Genomic DNA, 16,324 nt, shown 5'->3' on the forward strand with positions numbered 1-16,324 from the left:
GACGTCGAGGCCTTTAAAAAGCCATTTGTTAACGCCATGTTTTACTCTAGGTGAGTTCTGTGGAGTGTCAAGCCAAATTTGCTGATTTTATAATCGACGCGCACAAATAATGAGCACCTGCTGAGTAAAATTAATCGGAAAGTGAGCGAAATTCTCGTTTTCTAGCTATAAATAGGTTAAGCATAGTTATGAGTAGTATGGACCAACAGCAACATGGAGCGGTACATGATCGACAGAGCGAAAAAGAGAAGCTCGCACCACCGCCCATGTATAAGGTGATTTTGAACAACGATGACTACACGCCCATGGATTTTGTGGTTGAAGTACTCATTAAGTTCTTTCGGATGGATCAAGAACGGGCCACCGACACCATGTTGACCATTCATTATAAAGGCCGTGCGGTATGCGGGGTCTACTCGGCGGAAATCGCCGAAACCAAAGTAGTACAAGTGAACCAGTATGCGCGTGAACATGAACATCCTTTGTTATGTTCCATGGAAAAAGCCTAAATGGCTGTCTCACCTGCGTTGTCGTGGTCTGGTCCGAATGAGGAGTGCGTATGTTAAATAAAGCTCTAGAAATTACCCTGAACGATGCCTTTCGCATAGCTCGCGATCGTCGGCACGAACTGATGACGGTTGAGCATCTCTTGCTAGCACTCCTTGATAATCCTGAAGCCTCGAAAGCGCTACGCGCCTGCGGCCTCGAATTTACCAAGCTCAAACAAGAATTGCTCGCTTATATTGATCGCAGCACTCCCAGCTTCGATAGCGAAACAGCCGAAAGCGAAACCCAACCCACACTAGGTTTTCAGCGCGTTTTACAACGTGCGGTGTTTCATGTGCAGTCGTCGGGCAACAGCGAAGTAACCGGCGCCAACGTGTTGGTAGCGATATTCAGTGAGCAAGAATCCCATGCGGTTTATTTGTTGAACAAGCACGATATTACGCGCTTGGACGTCGTGCATTTTCTTTCGCACGGCTTATCAAAAGTTGATGACCCAATTATTCGTCAGGATGAAGAAGAAATTGAGCAGCAAGAGGGCGGTAAAGAAGAGCAGGAAAGCTACCTTAAACGCTTTTGTACCAACTTAAATGCACGTGCCAAAGAGGGCAAAATTGATCCACTTATTGGCCGTGATTTAGAGCTCGAGCGTTGCGTACAAGTGCTGTGTCGGCGCCGCAAGAACAATCCATTGTTGGTTGGTGAGGCTGGCGTCGGTAAAACCGCAATAGCTGAAGGTTTAGCTTACCGCATCGTCAACAATGACGTGCCCGAAGTGATGGCTGATGCAACCATTTATTCATTAGACATGGGCGGCTTGTTGGCCGGCACTAAGTACCGTGGTGACTTTGAAAAGCGTTTCAAGGCGCTGTTGAAAGAAGTGAAAGCGAAAACACACGCTATTTTGTTTATCGATGAGATCCACACCATTGTCGGTGCCGGAGCTGCAAGCGGCGGCGTGCTGGATGCTTCTAACCTACTCAAACCCTTGCTCAGTAGTGGTGAGCTGAAATGCATTGGTTCAACAACCTATAGTGAGTTCAAGAATATTTTTGAGAAAGACCGAGCTTTGGTACGTCGTTTTCAGAAAATCGACATCACTGAGCCGTCAGTGGATGATACGACCAAGATTCTAATGGGCCTCAAAGAGCGTTACGAAGCGCATCATGGTATTCGTTACACACAACCTGCGATTCGAGCTGCAGCGGAGCTTTCTGCGCGTTATATCAACGAGCGTCACTTGCCCGACAAAGCGATTGACGTTATTGATGAGGCGGGCGCGAGCCAACGCTTGGTAGCACCGTCAAAACGTAAAAAGACGATAAACGTCGGCGATATAGAGCAAATCATCGCGAAGATTGCACGGATTCCAGAGCAAAGCGTTTCGCGCTCTGATCAACAATTACTGAAGCAACTCGACCGCAACTTAAAATTAGTGGTGTTTGGTCAAGACCAAGCCATCGACCAGTTGAGTGCCGCCATCAGGCTTTCACGTTCCGGTTTGGGTGCTGAACATAAACCGATTGGCTCATTTTTGTTCGCCGGGCCAACGGGCGTTGGTAAAACTGAGATCACCCAACAATTAGCGAAAGCGCTGGGTATCGAGTTCTTGCGCTTTGATATGTCGGAGTATATGGAACGCCATGCGGTCAGCCGTTTAATTGGCGCACCTCCAGGTTATGTTGGCTTTGACCAAGGCGGTTTGCTCACCGAAGGGGTCATTAAACATCCCCATGCGGTGGTATTACTGGACGAAATCGAAAAGGCCCACAGCGATATCTACAATATACTGTTGCAAGTCATGGATCACGGTACGCTCACTGATAACAACGGTCGTAAGGCTGATTTCCGTAATGTGATTTTAGTCATGACCACCAATGCCGGGGTGCAAGAAACGGTGCGCCAGTCGATTGGCTTTAAACAGCAAGATCACGCGCCGGATGCTATGTTGGAAATCAACCGCACCTTTAGTCCTGAATTCCGTAACCGTCTCGATGGGGTCGTGTGGTTTAATCACTTGAGCCCTGAAGTTATCGCCCAAGTCGTTGATAAGTTTGTGACCGAACTGCAAGCGCAACTGGATCGCAAGCAAGTTACCTTAGAGCTAGACGAGGCGGCACGTAAATGGCTTGCGACGAAGGGGTACGACAAAGCAATGGGCGCTCGGCCGATGGCGCGAGTGATTCAAGAGCACCTGAAGAAGCCGCTCGCCAATGAAATTCTCTTTGGCAAACTAACCCATGGTGGTGATGTGTTGGTGAGCGTCGCGGGTGATGAATTGACGCTTAAAATTGAAGAGCGCGAAGCCCGTAGCTCAACTACGGGCTAACGGCAGGCGCGTGTTAGCGCGCGCGGAAGACAATGCGGCCTTTGGTCAAATCGTAAGGCGTCAGCTGCACGGTCACAGTGTCACCGGTCAGAATACGGATGTAGTGCTTACGCATCTTACCTGAGATGTGCGCAGTGACCACGTGGCCGTTCTCTAATTCAACGCGGAACATCGTGTTAGGTAGGGTTTCAAGAACCGTACCCTGCATTTCAATACTGTCTTCTTTTGCCATTCAAATCCTCGATTTTTTGCTAAGCTCGGAAAAAGTGGTCAGAATTCTAGCTGTTTTTAAGCTGAATTACCACTCGATTTATGGTTTAGCTCTCTCGGGAGCCAGAAATCGGGTGCTACGCTTTGCTTTTTGGCGGCGTAACGTCGTATTAGGTAAAGAAACTGGCTACGTGGTAGATCGATTTGTCCAAGCGATGCCAAATGCTCATTCGGTACTTGCGCATCCAGAAGTTGTCCGCCAGCGGCGAAAAACGCCTCGCTAAAGGTCAAAAATGCGAGTTTCGAGGCATTGGTCGCATGGTGAAACATACTTTCGCCACAGAATACACCTGCAATCGCGACGCCATACATACCTCCGACAAGCTGCTGCTGGTCCCACACTTCAATGGAATGGGCATGACCCAAATGGTGGAGCTCGTTATACGCTGCTTGCATTTCCGCAGTGATCCAGGTGCCTTCGCGGCTGGAGTGAGTTGCGGCACAGTGCGCGATAACCTCGGTAAAGGCGTGATTAAGGGTGACCCGAAGCGAGGTTCGGCGGCGAAAGCGGCGCATTGAACGACTTTCGTGAAGCGTCTCAGGCGTAATCACAGCCCGCGGATCAGGACTCCACCACAAAGGTGGGTCATCTTCAGTAAACCAAGGAAAAATACCGTTACGGTAAGCGTTGAGCAGGCGCTCAACGCTTAAGTCACCGCCAACGGCAAGGAGACCGTTCGGCTCTTGCAACGCAAGTTCGGGCCGCGGGAAGCTGACTCCTTGCGTTGCAAGTCGATAGACCATCAGGCCTTGGTCAACGCGTCAAGATAACGCTCGGCATCGAGCGCAGCCATACAGCCGGTACCGGCCGAGGTAATAGCTTGACGATAGGTGTGATCCATGACGTCGCCAGCGGCAAAAACACCAGGAACGCTGGTTGCCGTAGCATTTCCTTGTAGGCCCGACTGCACAATAATATAGCCATCTTGCATATCGAGCTCACCATCGAAAATGCCCGTGTTGGGTTGGTGACCGATAGCGATAAAGCAGCCCATTACTTCAAGTTCTGACAAGCTACCGTCGTTGGTATCTTTGATGCGTACAGCGTTAACGCCCATGTCGTCACCTAGCACCTCATCTAAGGTTTTATTTAAGTGCAAGGTCACGTTGCCGTTTTCAGCTTTATCCATTAAGCGGTCAACGAGGATCTTTTCTGCACGGAACTGCTCGCGGCGGTGAATCACGTGTACTTCACTGGCGATATTGGCGAGGTAGAGCGCTTCTTCAACCGCAGTGTTACCACCACCGACGACGCAAACCTTCTGGTTACGATAGAAGAAACCATCGCAGGTGGCACATGCTGAAACACCTTTACCCATGAAAGCTTCTTCTGAATCAAGACCAAGGTATTTCGCCGACGCACCCGTTGAGATAATGACCGCATCAGCGGTAAACTCTTGGCTATCACCGAACAGACGGAAAGGGCGTTGGCTGAAGTCAACTTTATTGATGTGATCGAAGACGATTTCGGTATCGAATTTTTCGGCGTGCTGCTGCATACGTACCATCAGATCAGGACCGGTGAGGCCTTCAGCGTCGCCAGGCCAGTTTTCAACATCGGTGGTGGTGGTCAATTGACCGCCTTGCTGCATACCGGTAACCAAAACTGGATTCAAATTTGCGCGTGCTGCGTAAACCGCTGCAGTGTAACCCGCAGGACCTGAACCTAAGATCAAAAGTCGGCAATGTTTGGCTTCAGCCATTGTTCCTGTACTCCATTCTTAACTATTAAATTCGTTGATTGATTCATTACATTGGGATTGATTGTATGGATTACAACGGCCACAAACAAGAGACCCGCAACAAATGTGCGGGTCTCAAAACGGGGGGTAACTGTAAACTTAGCTGCGAATCGCTTCGAGCGGATCTTGATAATCCAAGCCAAGTTTTTCACCTAAATCATCGTGTACTGCTTTATAGGTGATTTTACCTTTGTGCATGTTTAAGCCATTGCGCAAGTGCTCATTGGTTTCCATTGCTTTCAGACCGTGGTTGGCCAGCGCTAAGCCGAACGGCAAGGTAGCGTTGTTCAAAGCAATAGTTGACGTACGGGCTACGCCGCCTGGCATGTTGGCAACACAATAATGCACGATATCATCTACGACATAAGTCGGTTCTTGGTGGGTGGTCGCTTTTGAAGTTTCAAAACAACCGCCTTGGTCGATGGCAACGTCAACGACTACAGAACCAGGCTTCATGTTTTTCAGGTGTTCACGGGTTAATAGTTTCGGAGCTGCTGCGCCAGGGATAAGAACGGCACCTACAACAAGGTCAGCTTCACGCGAGAACTTATCAACCGCATCAACAGTTGAATAAATCGTTTTCACGCGACCACCAAAGATATCGTCAAGTTGACGTAAACGCGGTAATGAACGATCCAAAATAGTTACGTCAGCGCCCATGCCAACCGCCATTTTAGCTGCTTGGGTACCGACCACGCCGCCACCGATCACCAATACTTTGCCTGGCTCTACGCCTGGTACGCCACCGAGTAATACGCCGCTACCGCCGTTTGCTTTCTCAAGGTTATGCGCACCGGCTTGAATCGACATACGACCGGCAACTTCACTCATTGGAGCCAACAGTGGCAAACCACCGTTACGGTCCGTTACGGTTTCATAAGCAATGGCTGTAACGCCTGCTTTGCCCAACAGGTCTGTTTGCGTCGGGTCTGGGGCAAGGTGAAGGTAGGTATAAAGGATTTGACCTTCACGTAATTGCACACACTCATTTGGCTGCGGTTCTTTAACCTTGATGATCATTTCTGCTTTCGCAAAAATTTCAGCTGGATCATCAACGATGGTTGCACCGGCAAGCTCGTAATCTTCGTTGGTAAAACCGATGGCCGCACCACCGTTGTTTTCCACTAAAACATCGTGACCATGCGCAACGTATTCACGCACTGCAGCAGGGGTAAGACCGATACGATATTCGTGGTTTTTAATTTCTTTAGGTACACCAATTAGCATGCTTTCATTCCCGTTAAGGTTGGCGGTTTCACATAAGGATTTACGGCGAGCATTATAGGCGAAACCCTAGCCGTGTTTCGTACTTTTTTTATAGTTTATTACCGTATATACTACGGTGAAATACAGATAAAAACGTGAAATGTGATGTTTAACGCCGAAGAACCCGTACGAATCACTATTGACAGAATTGACCGTAAAATACTACGACTATTGCAGGACGACGGACGCTTGTCGAACGTCGCATTAGCGCAGCGAGTCGGGTTGAGTGCATCGGCGTGTAACGAGCGCGTGCGTAAGCTAGAGCAAGAAGGGGTTATCGAAAGCTATCATGCGCGCATCAACCCGAGTAAACTCGGTGCTAACTTGATGGTTTTCGTCGAGATCACGCTCACACGAACGTCTTCTGATTCGTTCGCGGAATTCAGTGATGCGGTGCGTAAAACGCCAGAAATACTCGAGTGTCACTTAGTCGCAGGGGACTTTGATTTTCTAATCAAAGCTCGGGTCCCCGATATGCCGTCCTATCGCAAGCTGTTGGGTGAAACCTTGTTGACCATGCCAGGGGTGAATGAATCACGGACCTACGTGGTCATGGAAGAAGTGAAGAACGACAATAAAGTTCTGATAAAAGGTTAGCAAAGGCAGGGTAAAACAGCTGAATATCATGCGCTGACACGCTACACTAGTAAGCATTAGAATAACGATACAAGAATAAGAACGACGCTAACAGGGAAATGACATGCACAAGACACGTGGTTACATCACGCAAGCGCAGGGTGACTTATGAGCGGTGCGCAACGCGTTTTAGAAGTCGGCCTCATCCTTTGTGGGGCGTTCGCCATTTTCTTGTTCTTGGCTTTAGTCAGTTTTAATCCTGCCGATCCAAGCTGGTCGCAAACGGGATATCAAGGCACCATCGAAAACGCCGCGGGTGCAATAGGGGCCTGGTTTGCCGACGCACTGTTATTCGCTTTTGGCTTTGTCGCCTACGTCATACCCTTTGGCCTAGCGGGGCTCGGTTATGTCATGTTCCGCCAGCCGCATCGCTTACTTGAACTCGATTACCTTGCGCTAGGTCTGCGCTTAATTGGCCTGATTCTGACGTTAGTTGGAGCCTCTGCATTAGCGTCGTTAAATTTTACAGCACTATATTCATTCTCGGCGGGCGGTGTCGTAGGTGATGTGATCAGCAGCTCCTTGCTACCGTATTTTAATCTCATTGGCACCACGCTTCTGTTGCTAACATTTTTGTGTACCGGTTTGACCTTGGTAACTGGCATTTCGTGGGTATGGTTGGCCGATAAACTAGGTGAATGGACCATTCAAGGAACCTCATGGCTGTATAGCAAGGTGCGGGAGCAAGTTGCTCAGTGGCGCGAGCGTGACCCTAGTGTTAGCACCTCGGATGAACCTGCGGCGGCCATCGAAAGTCGCAAAGAAAGCCGTAAAGAACGTCGTAAAGAGCGTAAGAAGCTCAAAGCATTTGCCGCGACCGAGAACTTTGAGCGTCAGGAGCCCGATTTAGATCTTGATTTGACGATCACTACCGACGAGGAGCCAGAGCCTGATTTAGGAATCTTTGCAGAGGTCGAAAATAAATCGCCGGCCCCTAAACCGTCAGCATCAGCAGCCAAGGAGCCCGCTCGGCCAGCGCCTGTCACGAACGATGACGACGACGAGGACGATGCCGAAGTAGTGAGAACGCCGATTGATCCGTTGCCATCAATTGCCTTACTCGATAAACCGGCGCAAACCGGCAATCCATTGACACCTGCCGAGCTCGACCAAATTAGCCAGACGGTAGAAGCCGTACTGCAAGACTTTGGCGTTGAAGTGAAAGTCGCCAACGTACAACCTGGCCCGGTAATCACGCGTTTTGAATTGGATTTAGCGCCGGGTGTCAAAGTATCTAAGATTTCTAATTTAGATAAGGATATCGCCCGTTCACTGTCCGCGATCTCGGTCCGCGTGGTTGAGGTGATTCCCGGCAAATCCTATGTTGGCCTAGAGTTGCCAAATAAGAGTCGCGAGACTGTGTTCTTCAGCGACGTTATCGCCTGTGATGCCTTCCAACAAAGCCAATCACCGCTGACGATGGTGCTTGGTAAAGGTATTTCCGGCCAACCCGTGATTGTCGATCTCGCCAAAATGCCACACTTGCTCGTCGCAGGTACAACGGGATCTGGTAAGTCGGTAGGGGTGAACGTCATGATTCTGAGTTTGCTCTATAAGAGCACGCCAGAAGAAGTACGCCTGATTATGATCGATCCGAAGATGCTCGAGCTCTCCGTTTACGAGGGCATTCCGCACCTTCTGACCGAGGTGGTTACCGACATGAAAGATGCAGCCAATGCCTTGCGTTGGTGCGTCGGCGAAATGGAACGTCGTTATAAATTGATGTCTGCGCTTGGCGTGCGGAATCTGAAAGGCTATAACGCCAAGGTTGCTGAGGCGCGTGACCGTGGTGAGCCGTTGCGCGATCCGCTTTGGAAGCCGGGTGATTCGATGGATGAATTACCGCCGTATTTAGATACCTTACCGAGCATCGTGGTGGTCATCGACGAATTTGCCGATATGATGATGATAGTCGGTAAGAAAGTCGAAGAATTAATCGCTCGTATCGCGCAAAAAGCCCGTGCGGCAGGAATTCACTTAGTTCTTGCCACACAGCGGCCATCGGTGGATGTTATCACCGGTCTTATCAAGGCCAACATTCCCACGCGGATTGCCTTCCAAGTGCAGTCCAAGATTGACTCACGCACCATCTTAGACCAACCCGGTGCGGACCAACTTTTGGGGCAGGGCGATATGCTCTACTTACCGCCTGGTAGTGGTGTACCAACCCGTGTGCATGGGGCTTTTGTTGACGACCATGAGGTCCACGCTGTAGTGGCAGACTGGAAGAAGCGCGGTAAGCCGAATTACCTCGAGGAAATTCTCAACGGTGACCCGTCCGAAGATGCGCTGTTACCTGGTGAAAGCCTCGATGACGACGATGGCGAGAGTGATCCGCTCTATGACGAAGCAGTCGCTTTTGTCACAGAAACCCAGCGTGTTTCCGTCTCAAGTGTACAGCGCAAATTCAGAATTGGTTACAATCGCGCGGCGCGTATTGTTGAACAAATGGAACACAGCGGTGTCGTTAGTAGTGCAGCTAGTAACGGCCAACGCGATGTCTTAGCACCGCGTCCGCCACGCGATTAATTAAGGAAGAAGGTTTACCTATGCAGTTACCACGTACAGCTATCGCCATTGCCTTATTTGCCGCTAGTGGCAGTGTATTCGCCCTCGATGCAAAAAGCGATTTGCAGGAGTTATTGGCGCCCATCAGCACATTAAAAGCGGAGTTTCAGCAACATGTGTTGGATGCTGACGGCGAACTGGTGCAGGAGCTGCAAGGAGAGCTCGCTCTCGCGCGGCCGAACAAATTTTATTGGCACAGCGATGCACCTGATGAATTAGTTCTTGTCGCCGATGGCCAAGCCGTTTACTACTTTGACCCATTCGTGGAGCAGGTGACCGTCAGTGCACAAAGTGAAGCGGCGAATCAAAGCCCGTTTTTACTATTGCTCGATGCTGAAGCCAGTGCGTGGGCTGACTATGAGGTCAGCAACGAGGGGCTTAGCTTCCAACTCGAACCGCTTGCCAGTGCACAGCAACAGCAAAGCCTGCAAGTTAATTTTGTCGCTCATGAAGACACGCCGGCGCAGCTCAATGAGTTGGTGTTAGACGACGGGCAAGGGCAAATCACCCGTATTCAACTACGTGATGTCAAAACCAACGTCGCCTTACCCTATACCACTTTTAGTTTTCAGATCCCGGAAAACGCAGTGGTCGATGATCAACGTCCAACACAGTAAGAGGGGCGTGTGGCCAACCAAAGTTTCGATTTCGCTCCCGACTTTCGCCCTTTAGCCGCACGCATGCGGCCGCTGACGCTCGACGACTACGTGGGGCAAGAGCAATTGCTAGGTCCCGGCAAACCGCTGCGCGACGCGATTGAGCGTGGCCAATTACACTCAATGATTCTTTGGGGCCCACCGGGCACCGGCAAAACCACTCTCGCCGAGATTATTGCCCAATCAGGGGCCGCTGCTATCGAACGCGTCAGCGCGGTTACCTCTGGTGTGAAAGAAATTCGAGCAGCTATCGCCAAAGCTAAGGAGAACCAGCAACAGGGCCGCCGTACTTTACTGTTTGTTGATGAGGTGCATCGTTTTAATAAAAGCCAACAAGATGCTTTTTTGCCGCATATTGAAGACGGGACCGTGGTTTTTATTGGCGCAACGACCGAAAATCCAGCGTTTGAGCTCAATGGCGCCTTGCTTTCTCGCGCCCGCGTCTATCGACTCAAAGCTCTCGATGACGCAGCGATTCGGCAATTATTAGAGTTGGCGCTAACGGATAGCGAACGAGGCCTCGGTGAACGTGCACTGCAGTTGACCGCTGAAGCATTGGATTATCTTGTTCATGCGGCCGGTGGCGACGCACGACGTGCACTCAATTACTTAGAAATTAGCGCTGATACTGTCGCCGACGGCGAACCCCTCGAACGCGCCATGGTTGTAGAAGCGATAGGCGGTCGCCAAACGGGCTTCGATAAACAGGGTGATGTTTACTACGATCTTCTTTCAGCCTTACATAAATCTGTGCGAGGCTCGTCGGCGGATGGCGCGCTTTATTGGTATGCCCGTATTTTGCAAGGTGGCGGCGACCCGTTAATTGTCGCACGAAGGTTGCTGGCGATTGCCTCTGAAGACATTGGCAATGCTGACCCGAGGGCCATACAGCTGGCGTTAAACGCTTGGGATACCTTTCATCGTGTAGGCCCTGCCGAAGGTGAGCGTGCCATCGCTCAAGCCTTGGTTTATTGTGCTCTAGCAGCAAAAAGCAATGCCGTTTATCGGGCTTTCAGTGCGGCGAAAAAACTCGCTGCTGACTACCCTGATGCGCCCGTACCACACCACCTTCGGAACGCACCTACCAAGGTTCATAAACAAGAGGGCTTTGGCGATGATTATCGCTACGCCCATGATTTCCCCAATGCCATTGTTGCTGGGGAGCGTTATTTACCCTCGGTGGTAGGCGAGGTGAATCTCTATCAACCGAGCGATCGGGGGCTTGAAAAGCAGCTCAAAGCAAAGTTGGATTGGCTACAGCAACATGACCAGCAAAGTAACTGGCAACGAGGCGATGACCATGATTAATTTGCTTTGGGTGGCACTAGGCGGGGCACTAGGCGCGTTGGCGCGTTATGGCACGGCACTTTTAGCGCTAGGAATATTTGGTAAATCATTCCCTTTCGGCACACTAATCGTTAACATAGTGGGCTCATTTTTACTGGCTATTTTGTTCCTTGGGCAACAACAGGGTGTGGTGCAGGAAAATACTTGGCTGTTTGTCGGCGTCGGTGTTCTTGGTGCATTTACGACCTTTTCAACATTTTCGCTCGAGACAGTGCTGCTGTTCCAAAATGGTGAAATGCTGAAAGCAGCTCTCTATGCCGGTTTAAACTTTATCTGTTGTATCGCTGCAGTGGCATTGGCACTGGGGCTTAAAACTTATTTTTTATCGATGTGGAATTAACATGTTAGACGCTAAGTTATTTCGTAATGAACTCACTGAAACAGCGGCCCGCCTGCTAGAAACGCGTGGTTATCAACTTGACGTGGCCAAGCTTGAGTCGCTTGAGCAACGCCGCAAAGAATTGCAAGTTCGTACTGAATCATTACAAGCTGAGCGAAACTCTAGTTCCAAAGCCATCGGTAAGGCCAAAGCCCAAGGTGAAGATATTCAGCCACTGCTGGCAGCCGTGGACAGCCTTGGTGAAGAGCTAGATAAAGCCAAACACGAACTACACGACATTCAGACAGAGCTACAAGACATCATCGCGGGAGTCCCGAATTTGCCGGCGGACGAAGTGCCGTTGGGTGCAGATGAAGATGATAACCAAGAGATCAGTCGTTGGGGTGAACCCCACAGCTTTGACTTTGAAGCGAAAGACCATGTCGATGTCGCCGCACAATTAGCGCAGGGAATGGACTTTGAAAAAGGCGCCAAGCTTGCCGGTGCACGTTTCGTTGTGTTGCAAGGTGCGATTGCGCAGTTACACCGCGCTTTGGCCCAGTTCATGTTGAACTTACACGTAAATGAACATGGCTATACCGAGGCTTATGTTCCTTATCTGGTTAACCACGATACGCTGTTTGGTACGGGGCAGTTGCCGAAATTTGGTGAAGACCTTTTCCACGTGCAAGGCGCTACCGAAAAGCAGGTACCATTGTCGTTAATTCCAACGGCTGAAGTACCGCTGACTAACCTGTGGCGGGACGAAATTGCCGACGAAGAACAACTACCGTTGCAGTACGCGGCACACACACCGTGCTTCCGTAGTGAAGCAGGTTCCCACGGACGTGACACGCGCGGCCTGATTCGTCAGCATCAGTTCGATAAAGTCGAGTTGGTTTGGTTGGTGAAACCTGAAGAATCAATGGCAACACTTGAGCGTCTAACTGAGCATGCTGAACGCGTGTTGCAACTACTCGAGTTACCGTACCGTAAAGTACTGCTATGTACTGGCGACATGGGCTTTGGTGCTTGCAAGACCTACGACTTGGAAGTCTGGTTGCCAACACAAGACACTTACCGCGAGATCAGCTCTTGTTCAAATATGGGGGATTTCCAAGCCCGTCGTATGCAAGCGCGTTTCCGTCGTAAAGGTGCCAAGAAACCAGAATTGATGCACACTCTCAACGGTTCAGGTTTAGCCGTGGGTCGAGCGTTAGTCGCAATTCTCGAGAACTATCAGCAAGCGGACGGTTCGGTGAAGATCCCAACCGTGCTGCAGCCGTACATGGGCGGAAAAACGGTTATTCAACCGTAAACAACCGTCTCAGCTTAGATACATTTCGCCGGTTTAGGCAAGCCTGCAATACGCGTGGCTTGCTTAGCCGGTCCTTTCGGAAACAAACGATACAAATAACGGCTATTGGCTTTATCTGGGCCGAGGCGTTGCCCAATGGCTTTGACTAGAACGCGCATTGCGGGGCTGGTGTCGAACTCCTGATAGAAATCGCGGACAAAATGAACCACTTCCCAGTGTGCATCCGTCAACTCAATTCCCTCCAACTCAGCTATGTAAGCGGCTAGCTCCGGGCTCCACTCCGCAAAGTTGGCGAGATATTCGTGTTTGTCAGTAGCGTAAGTACGGCCATTTAATTCAAACATAATTGCTTCAACCTAGAAAGGTGACCGGTTGTGCATCGAGTGTCATGGTTACCCAACTGGCATCGTTCAACTGTAATACAAAAGCTGGCAACTGTTCAGCTTGTTCACCATGCAAAGCAAGCTCCGTTTGCAAGACATAGGCAGGATAGGGGAAGTCATCGAGTAAACGAGGCTCTTCCAGCAGCTTAGCTAAAGCTTCTTCAGTAAAGATCGTTGTTAAGTCATGCGTCTGTGCTGAACTCACCAAGCAGGCCTGGTCACTGGCTTGCAGTGGCCAACTGCGCACATAGTACAGCGCTCGCGTGGCTGGGCTTGACTCTGTCAATAAGGTCTCAGTATCGCTCATAAGTTACTCTTAAAAACGCAGGACTTTGCCGGCACAAGCGAGGCGTGCGGCAAGCTCAGAATGATTTAACTGTGCAACGGGCTGTACCCAATCGCTGGGGGTAGTCTCATGAGCTTCAGTGACCACGAGCGGCGTTGGACACTCATACAAATCGAGCAGGGCATAGCGCTTTTGCAGTGATCGATCATTGTGCAGCGCATCATGACCTTGCTGTAAATGCGTCAGGCCGTCTCCCATGAGCACGAGCTGCGGGTTCAGCTCCATGGTCGCAAGAGCTAAATACATTGCTTGCCCATGCCAACTTGTGGGGCTGTCTGCGGCTTGCGTTTGGATTACATAGATAGTCATTAGAACTGCATTACTCGTTCTGCTTGCGCGGCCGCCATACTAAACTCAGTCAGACCGCCTAAGGCGAAGTCTTGGTGTAGTTCGCTTTCACTCAGCTGATAATCTTGCTCAACGACCGTCGCGCAGAGGACCAATGAAAGATCATGTTGCTTGGCGAGTTTCTGCCATTCCGCGGCAATCGGCGCAAGCTGTTGGCCGGCCAAGCGGCCGTGCAAAACGCCAGCCTCGTAAAAGAAAACTTGCTGTATACGATGCCCTAAAGCAAGCGCAGCCTGCGCGTAATGGAACGCTAACAGGCTGCGGGGTTCGTCAGGTGCACTGTGCACCGATAGAACTATATCAGTCACAGTATTATTCGTCGCCGCCGAATGCCATTAGGAGATTCAACAAGCTAACGAAAATGTTGTAGATCGAAACGTACAAGGTCACGGTTGCAAGTACATAGTTGCGTTCACCACCATGGATGATCGCACTGGTTTGCATCAAGATCGCGCCGGCCGAGAACAAGATGAACAGACCCGACAAGGCAAGGCCGATTGCAGGCATATTCAAGAACAAGTTGGCAATAAACAACGCGATTAGAACAAAGAAACCAGCTACCATCATACCACCCAAGAACGACATGTCTTTCTTAGTGGTTAGGACGTAGGCGGACAGGGCAAAGAAAATCAATGCGGTACCACCTAATGCGGTCATGATGATTTCGGCACCTTGCGGGCCAATCGCATTAATCATGCCGAGGATTGGACCCAAGGTGTAGCCCATGAAGCCGGTCAAGGCGAATACCGAAAGTAAGCCCATAGCACTATTGGCGGTTTTATGAACCAAGAATAGCAGGCCATAGAAACCAACCAAAGTAATGATCAAGCCAGGATGCGGCAGATTCATACTTGCGGCAATAAATGCGGTAAAGGCACTAAAGGCCAACGTTAAACCAAGCAACATATAAGTGTTGCGTAAAACTTTGTTGGTCTGTAGAACTGATTCGCCACGTTGAGTAGACGAAACGTGAACTTGATTGTTCATGGACTTCTCCGTTGATTAACAAACTGCAAGCAGTGTATCCCAAAAGTGGGGGTAACAAGCAATGCTTTCAAGCTAATTTTGTTGCTAATTGTATAAAATGACAGCAAACGAACCAAATGATTCAAATTTTTGCTTTACAAGCCGATTCAGGCTCTTTATCATTCGCTTCGTCTTGAGGCACATAGCCAAAGACAACGGAGAGATGGCAGAGTCCGGTTGAATGCACCTGACTTGAAATCAGGCGTGGGTTCACACCCACCGGGGGTTCGAATCCCTCTCTCTCCGCCAAATTCCGGAAAGCCCGCTAGTTCGCTAGCGGGCTTTTTTGTTTGCGCATTTCAAAAAATGCGGCTTTATCATCTGGTCGTACCTGTTTATACTAAGTTTTTGATTCATCTTGCTTGTACGTAAAAAACGCTAGGTAGGTTTAATTAACGAGGATGGTATGGAAGCTTTCGATCAGGTACTCCAACGTATTACCCCAGCAGCCGAACAACAACTTGAACTGCCTGAGGGCTGGGGGCAAGGGCGTGCTCTCTTTGGCGGGCTAACCGCCGCGATAGCCTGGCAACATGGCCAAGCTGGTGCCGCAGCAGGGCAGCAACTTCGCGCTATGACCGTTTCCTTTGTCGCGCCAGTGCTTGCCGGGCAAGCCACATTGCAGCGTCGCATACTACGACAAGGAAAAAACGTTACCCAGATCGCGGTCGACATTTTGCAAGAGAGCGAAGTGGTGCTTGCCGCATTACTCACCTATGGCTCGGCTCGCACCTCGCAAGTCAGCGTAACTGATACTCCAGAACCGCGTAGCGTTGCACCTGAAGCTGGCACACCTTTTCCACCGGTGAAGCTGCTACCTGAATTTGCCCGCGCGTTTGAATACAGCGTCACCGTCGGCGGCTTGCCTTTCAGCGGCAATAAGAGTCGTGAATTTGGTGGCTTTATGCGCTTTCGTGATTTAGCTCAACCAGTTTCTATCGGTACCTTTTTAGGCTTAGTTGATGCTTGGCCGCCAGCATTGCTTCCGCATCTGACCGAATTGGCGCCGGCAAGTTCGCTGACCTGGACCATTGAGTTTCCCTGTGAGTTACCGCAACAGCTCACCAATGAGTGGTGGCACTATGTCGCGACCATTGATTATGCCGCAGAAGGCTATGGCCACACACACGCGCACATTTGGGATAAGCATGGCCAACTTGTGGCGATAAGCCGACAGACCGTAACCGTGTTTGCTTAGTCTGAATGATGCCAAGTAGTTGATTATGAAACTAGAAAGGTCTTTTTTGAATACCCTAGCATAAGAAA

General features: G+C 50.2%; 18 protein-coding genes and 1 tRNA gene. 10 read left to right on the forward strand and 9 right to left on the reverse strand.

All coding sequences use genetic code 11. The features are described from left to right. The first annotated feature begins 188 nt into the window (after positions 1–188). Positions 189–509 carry an ATP-dependent Clp protease adapter ClpS gene (clpS, locus tag CWE21_RS01395; protein ID WP_126832430.1) on the forward strand — a complete coding sequence of 107 codons (321 nt, stop codon included), beginning with the start codon at positions 189–191 and terminating at the stop codon, positions 507–509. 50 nt (positions 510–559) lie between these two features. Next, a complete protein-coding gene (gene clpA, locus CWE21_RS01400; protein WP_126832432.1) occupies positions 560–2,833 on the forward strand; it encodes an ATP-dependent Clp protease ATP-binding subunit ClpA in 2,274 nt (757 codons plus the stop codon). A 13-nt stretch (positions 2,834–2,846) separates the two neighbouring features. Here the strand turns inward: clpA and infA are convergent, their stop codons facing one another. The 4 genes from infA to ald form a co-directional block, all read right to left on the reverse strand. Further along, positions 2,847–3,065, reverse strand: coding sequence for a translation initiation factor IF-1 (infA, locus tag CWE21_RS01405; protein ID WP_054487875.1), 219 nt, complete (start codon positions 3,063–3,065; stop codon positions 2,847–2,849). A 56-nt stretch (positions 3,066–3,121) separates the two neighbouring features. Beyond that, entirely contained in the window at positions 3,122–3,847 is a 726-nt protein-coding gene (aat, locus tag CWE21_RS01410) for a leucyl/phenylalanyl-tRNA--protein transferase (RefSeq protein ID WP_198675039.1), read from the reverse strand. Next, positions 3,847–4,806 (reverse strand): thioredoxin-disulfide reductase, encoded by a 960-nt coding sequence (trxB, locus tag CWE21_RS01415; RefSeq protein WP_126832436.1) that lies wholly within the window; start codon positions 4,804–4,806, stop codon positions 3,847–3,849. The genes aat and trxB overlap by 1 nt, the downstream gene beginning before the upstream one ends. Before the next feature lie 138 nt (positions 4,807–4,944). After that, the gene (ald, locus tag CWE21_RS01420) at positions 4,945–6,072 is read right to left on the reverse strand and encodes an alanine dehydrogenase (protein ID WP_126832438.1); all 1,128 of its coding nucleotides are present in this window, start codon (positions 6,070–6,072) and stop codon (positions 4,945–4,947) included. 144 nt (positions 6,073–6,216) lie between these two features. On the opposite strand from ald, the gene CWE21_RS01425 reads away from it, so the two are divergent. From CWE21_RS01425 to serS, 6 genes are all read left to right on the forward strand, one after another. After that, the gene (locus CWE21_RS01425) at positions 6,217–6,708 is read left to right on the forward strand and encodes an Lrp/AsnC ligand binding domain-containing protein (RefSeq protein ID WP_126832440.1); all 492 of its coding nucleotides are present in this window, start codon (positions 6,217–6,219) and stop codon (positions 6,706–6,708) included. Positions 6,709–6,855: 147 nt separating this feature from the next. After that, entirely contained in the window at positions 6,856–9,276 is a 2,421-nt protein-coding gene (locus CWE21_RS01430; RefSeq protein WP_126832442.1) for a DNA translocase FtsK, read from the forward strand. A gap of 20 nt (positions 9,277–9,296) precedes the next feature. After that, positions 9,297–9,932 (forward strand): outer membrane lipoprotein periplasmic chaperone LolA, encoded by a 636-nt coding sequence (gene lolA, locus CWE21_RS01435; protein WP_126832444.1) that lies wholly within the window; start codon positions 9,297–9,299, stop codon positions 9,930–9,932. Positions 9,933–9,941: 9 nt separating this feature from the next. Continuing rightward, complete coding sequence (locus tag CWE21_RS01440) at positions 9,942–11,279, forward strand: replication-associated recombination protein A (RefSeq protein ID WP_126832446.1); 1,338 nt, start codon at positions 9,942–9,944, stop codon at positions 11,277–11,279. Continuing rightward, the gene (gene crcB, locus CWE21_RS01445; protein WP_126832448.1) at positions 11,272–11,658 is read left to right on the forward strand and encodes a fluoride efflux transporter CrcB; all 387 of its coding nucleotides are present in this window, start codon (positions 11,272–11,274) and stop codon (positions 11,656–11,658) included. Before CWE21_RS01440 ends, crcB begins: the two co-directional genes overlap by 8 nt. 1 nt (position 11,659) lies before the next feature. Next, a complete protein-coding gene (serS, locus tag CWE21_RS01450) occupies positions 11,660–12,955 on the forward strand; it encodes a serine--tRNA ligase (protein ID WP_126832450.1) in 1,296 nt (431 codons plus the stop codon). A gap of 14 nt (positions 12,956–12,969) precedes the next feature. Here the strand turns inward: serS and CWE21_RS01455 are convergent, their stop codons facing one another. From CWE21_RS01455 to CWE21_RS01475, 5 genes are read right to left on the reverse strand one after another with little or no spacing between them, the layout of a single operon-like run. Then, positions 12,970–13,299 carry a TusE/DsrC/DsvC family sulfur relay protein gene (locus tag CWE21_RS01455; RefSeq protein WP_126832451.1) on the reverse strand — a complete coding sequence of 110 codons (330 nt, stop codon included), beginning with the start codon at positions 13,297–13,299 and terminating at the stop codon, positions 12,970–12,972. 7 nt (positions 13,300–13,306) lie between these two features. Then, complete coding sequence (locus CWE21_RS01460) at positions 13,307–13,645, reverse strand: hypothetical protein (RefSeq protein WP_126832453.1); 339 nt, start codon at positions 13,643–13,645, stop codon at positions 13,307–13,309. 9 nt (positions 13,646–13,654) lie between these two features. After that, on the reverse strand, positions 13,655–13,993 hold the full coding sequence (locus CWE21_RS01465) for a DsrE family protein (protein ID WP_126832455.1): 339 nt from the start codon (positions 13,991–13,993) through the stop codon (positions 13,655–13,657). After that, positions 13,993–14,340, reverse strand: a complete 348-nt coding sequence (locus CWE21_RS01470; RefSeq protein ID WP_126832457.1) for a DsrE family protein — start codon at positions 14,338–14,340, stop codon at positions 13,993–13,995. Before CWE21_RS01470 ends, CWE21_RS01465 begins: the two co-directional genes overlap by 1 nt. Positions 14,341–14,344: 4 nt before the next feature. Continuing rightward, positions 14,345–15,019 (reverse strand): Bax inhibitor-1/YccA family protein, encoded by a 675-nt coding sequence (locus CWE21_RS01475; protein ID WP_126832459.1) that lies wholly within the window; start codon positions 15,017–15,019, stop codon positions 14,345–14,347. Between the two features lie 196 nt (positions 15,020–15,215). Between CWE21_RS01475 and CWE21_RS01480 the strand changes: the two genes are divergently transcribed. Continuing rightward, a tRNA-Ser gene (locus CWE21_RS01480) sits at positions 15,216–15,307 on the forward strand. 157 nt (positions 15,308–15,464) lie between these two features. Continuing rightward, positions 15,465–16,256 carry a thioesterase family protein gene (locus CWE21_RS01485; RefSeq protein WP_126832461.1) on the forward strand — a complete coding sequence of 264 codons (792 nt, stop codon included), beginning with the start codon at positions 15,465–15,467 and terminating at the stop codon, positions 16,254–16,256. The last annotated feature ends 68 nt before the right edge of the window (positions 16,257–16,324 follow it).

It is taken from the genome of Pseudidiomarina aquimaris (assembly GCF_003987395.1).
In the GTDB taxonomy this organism is placed as follows: Bacteria; Pseudomonadota; Gammaproteobacteria; order Enterobacterales; family Alteromonadaceae; genus Pseudidiomarina; species Pseudidiomarina aquimaris.

Excerpts from the sequence above, each read along its gene's own strand:
- clpS (WP_126832430.1), top strand. The coding sequence starts at position 189 with ATGAGTAGTATGGACCAACAGCAACATGGAGCGGTACATGATCGACAG.
- clpA (WP_126832432.1), top strand. The coding sequence starts at position 560 with ATGTTAAATAAAGCTCTAGAAATTACCCTGAACGATGCCTTTCGCATA.
- infA (WP_054487875.1), bottom strand. The coding sequence starts at position 3,065 with ATGGCAAAAGAAGACAGTATTGAAATGCAGGGTACGGTTCTTGAAACC.
- aat (WP_198675039.1), bottom strand. The coding sequence starts at position 3,847 with ATGGTCTATCGACTTGCAACGCAAGGAGTCAGCTTCCCGCGGCCCGAA.
- trxB (WP_126832436.1), bottom strand. The coding sequence starts at position 4,806 with ATGGCTGAAGCCAAACATTGCCGACTTTTGATCTTAGGTTCAGGTCCT.
- ald (WP_126832438.1), bottom strand. The coding sequence starts at position 6,072 with ATGCTAATTGGTGTACCTAAAGAAATTAAAAACCACGAATATCGTATC.
- CWE21_RS01425 (WP_126832440.1), top strand. The coding sequence starts at position 6,217 with ATGTTTAACGCCGAAGAACCCGTACGAATCACTATTGACAGAATTGAC.
- CWE21_RS01430 (WP_126832442.1), top strand. The coding sequence starts at position 6,856 with ATGAGCGGTGCGCAACGCGTTTTAGAAGTCGGCCTCATCCTTTGTGGG.
- lolA (WP_126832444.1), top strand. The coding sequence starts at position 9,297 with ATGCAGTTACCACGTACAGCTATCGCCATTGCCTTATTTGCCGCTAGT.
- crcB (WP_126832448.1), top strand. The coding sequence starts at position 11,272 with ATGATTAATTTGCTTTGGGTGGCACTAGGCGGGGCACTAGGCGCGTTG.
- serS (WP_126832450.1), top strand. The coding sequence starts at position 11,660 with ATGTTAGACGCTAAGTTATTTCGTAATGAACTCACTGAAACAGCGGCC.
- CWE21_RS01455 (WP_126832451.1), bottom strand. The coding sequence starts at position 13,299 with ATGTTTGAATTAAATGGCCGTACTTACGCTACTGACAAACACGAATAT.
- CWE21_RS01460 (WP_126832453.1), bottom strand. The coding sequence starts at position 13,645 with ATGAGCGATACTGAGACCTTATTGACAGAGTCAAGCCCAGCCACGCGA.
- CWE21_RS01465 (WP_126832455.1), bottom strand. The coding sequence starts at position 13,993 with ATGACTATCTATGTAATCCAAACGCAAGCCGCAGACAGCCCCACAAGT.
- CWE21_RS01475 (WP_126832459.1), bottom strand. The coding sequence starts at position 15,019 with ATGAACAATCAAGTTCACGTTTCGTCTACTCAACGTGGCGAATCAGTT.
- CWE21_RS01485 (WP_126832461.1), top strand. The coding sequence starts at position 15,465 with ATGGAAGCTTTCGATCAGGTACTCCAACGTATTACCCCAGCAGCCGAA.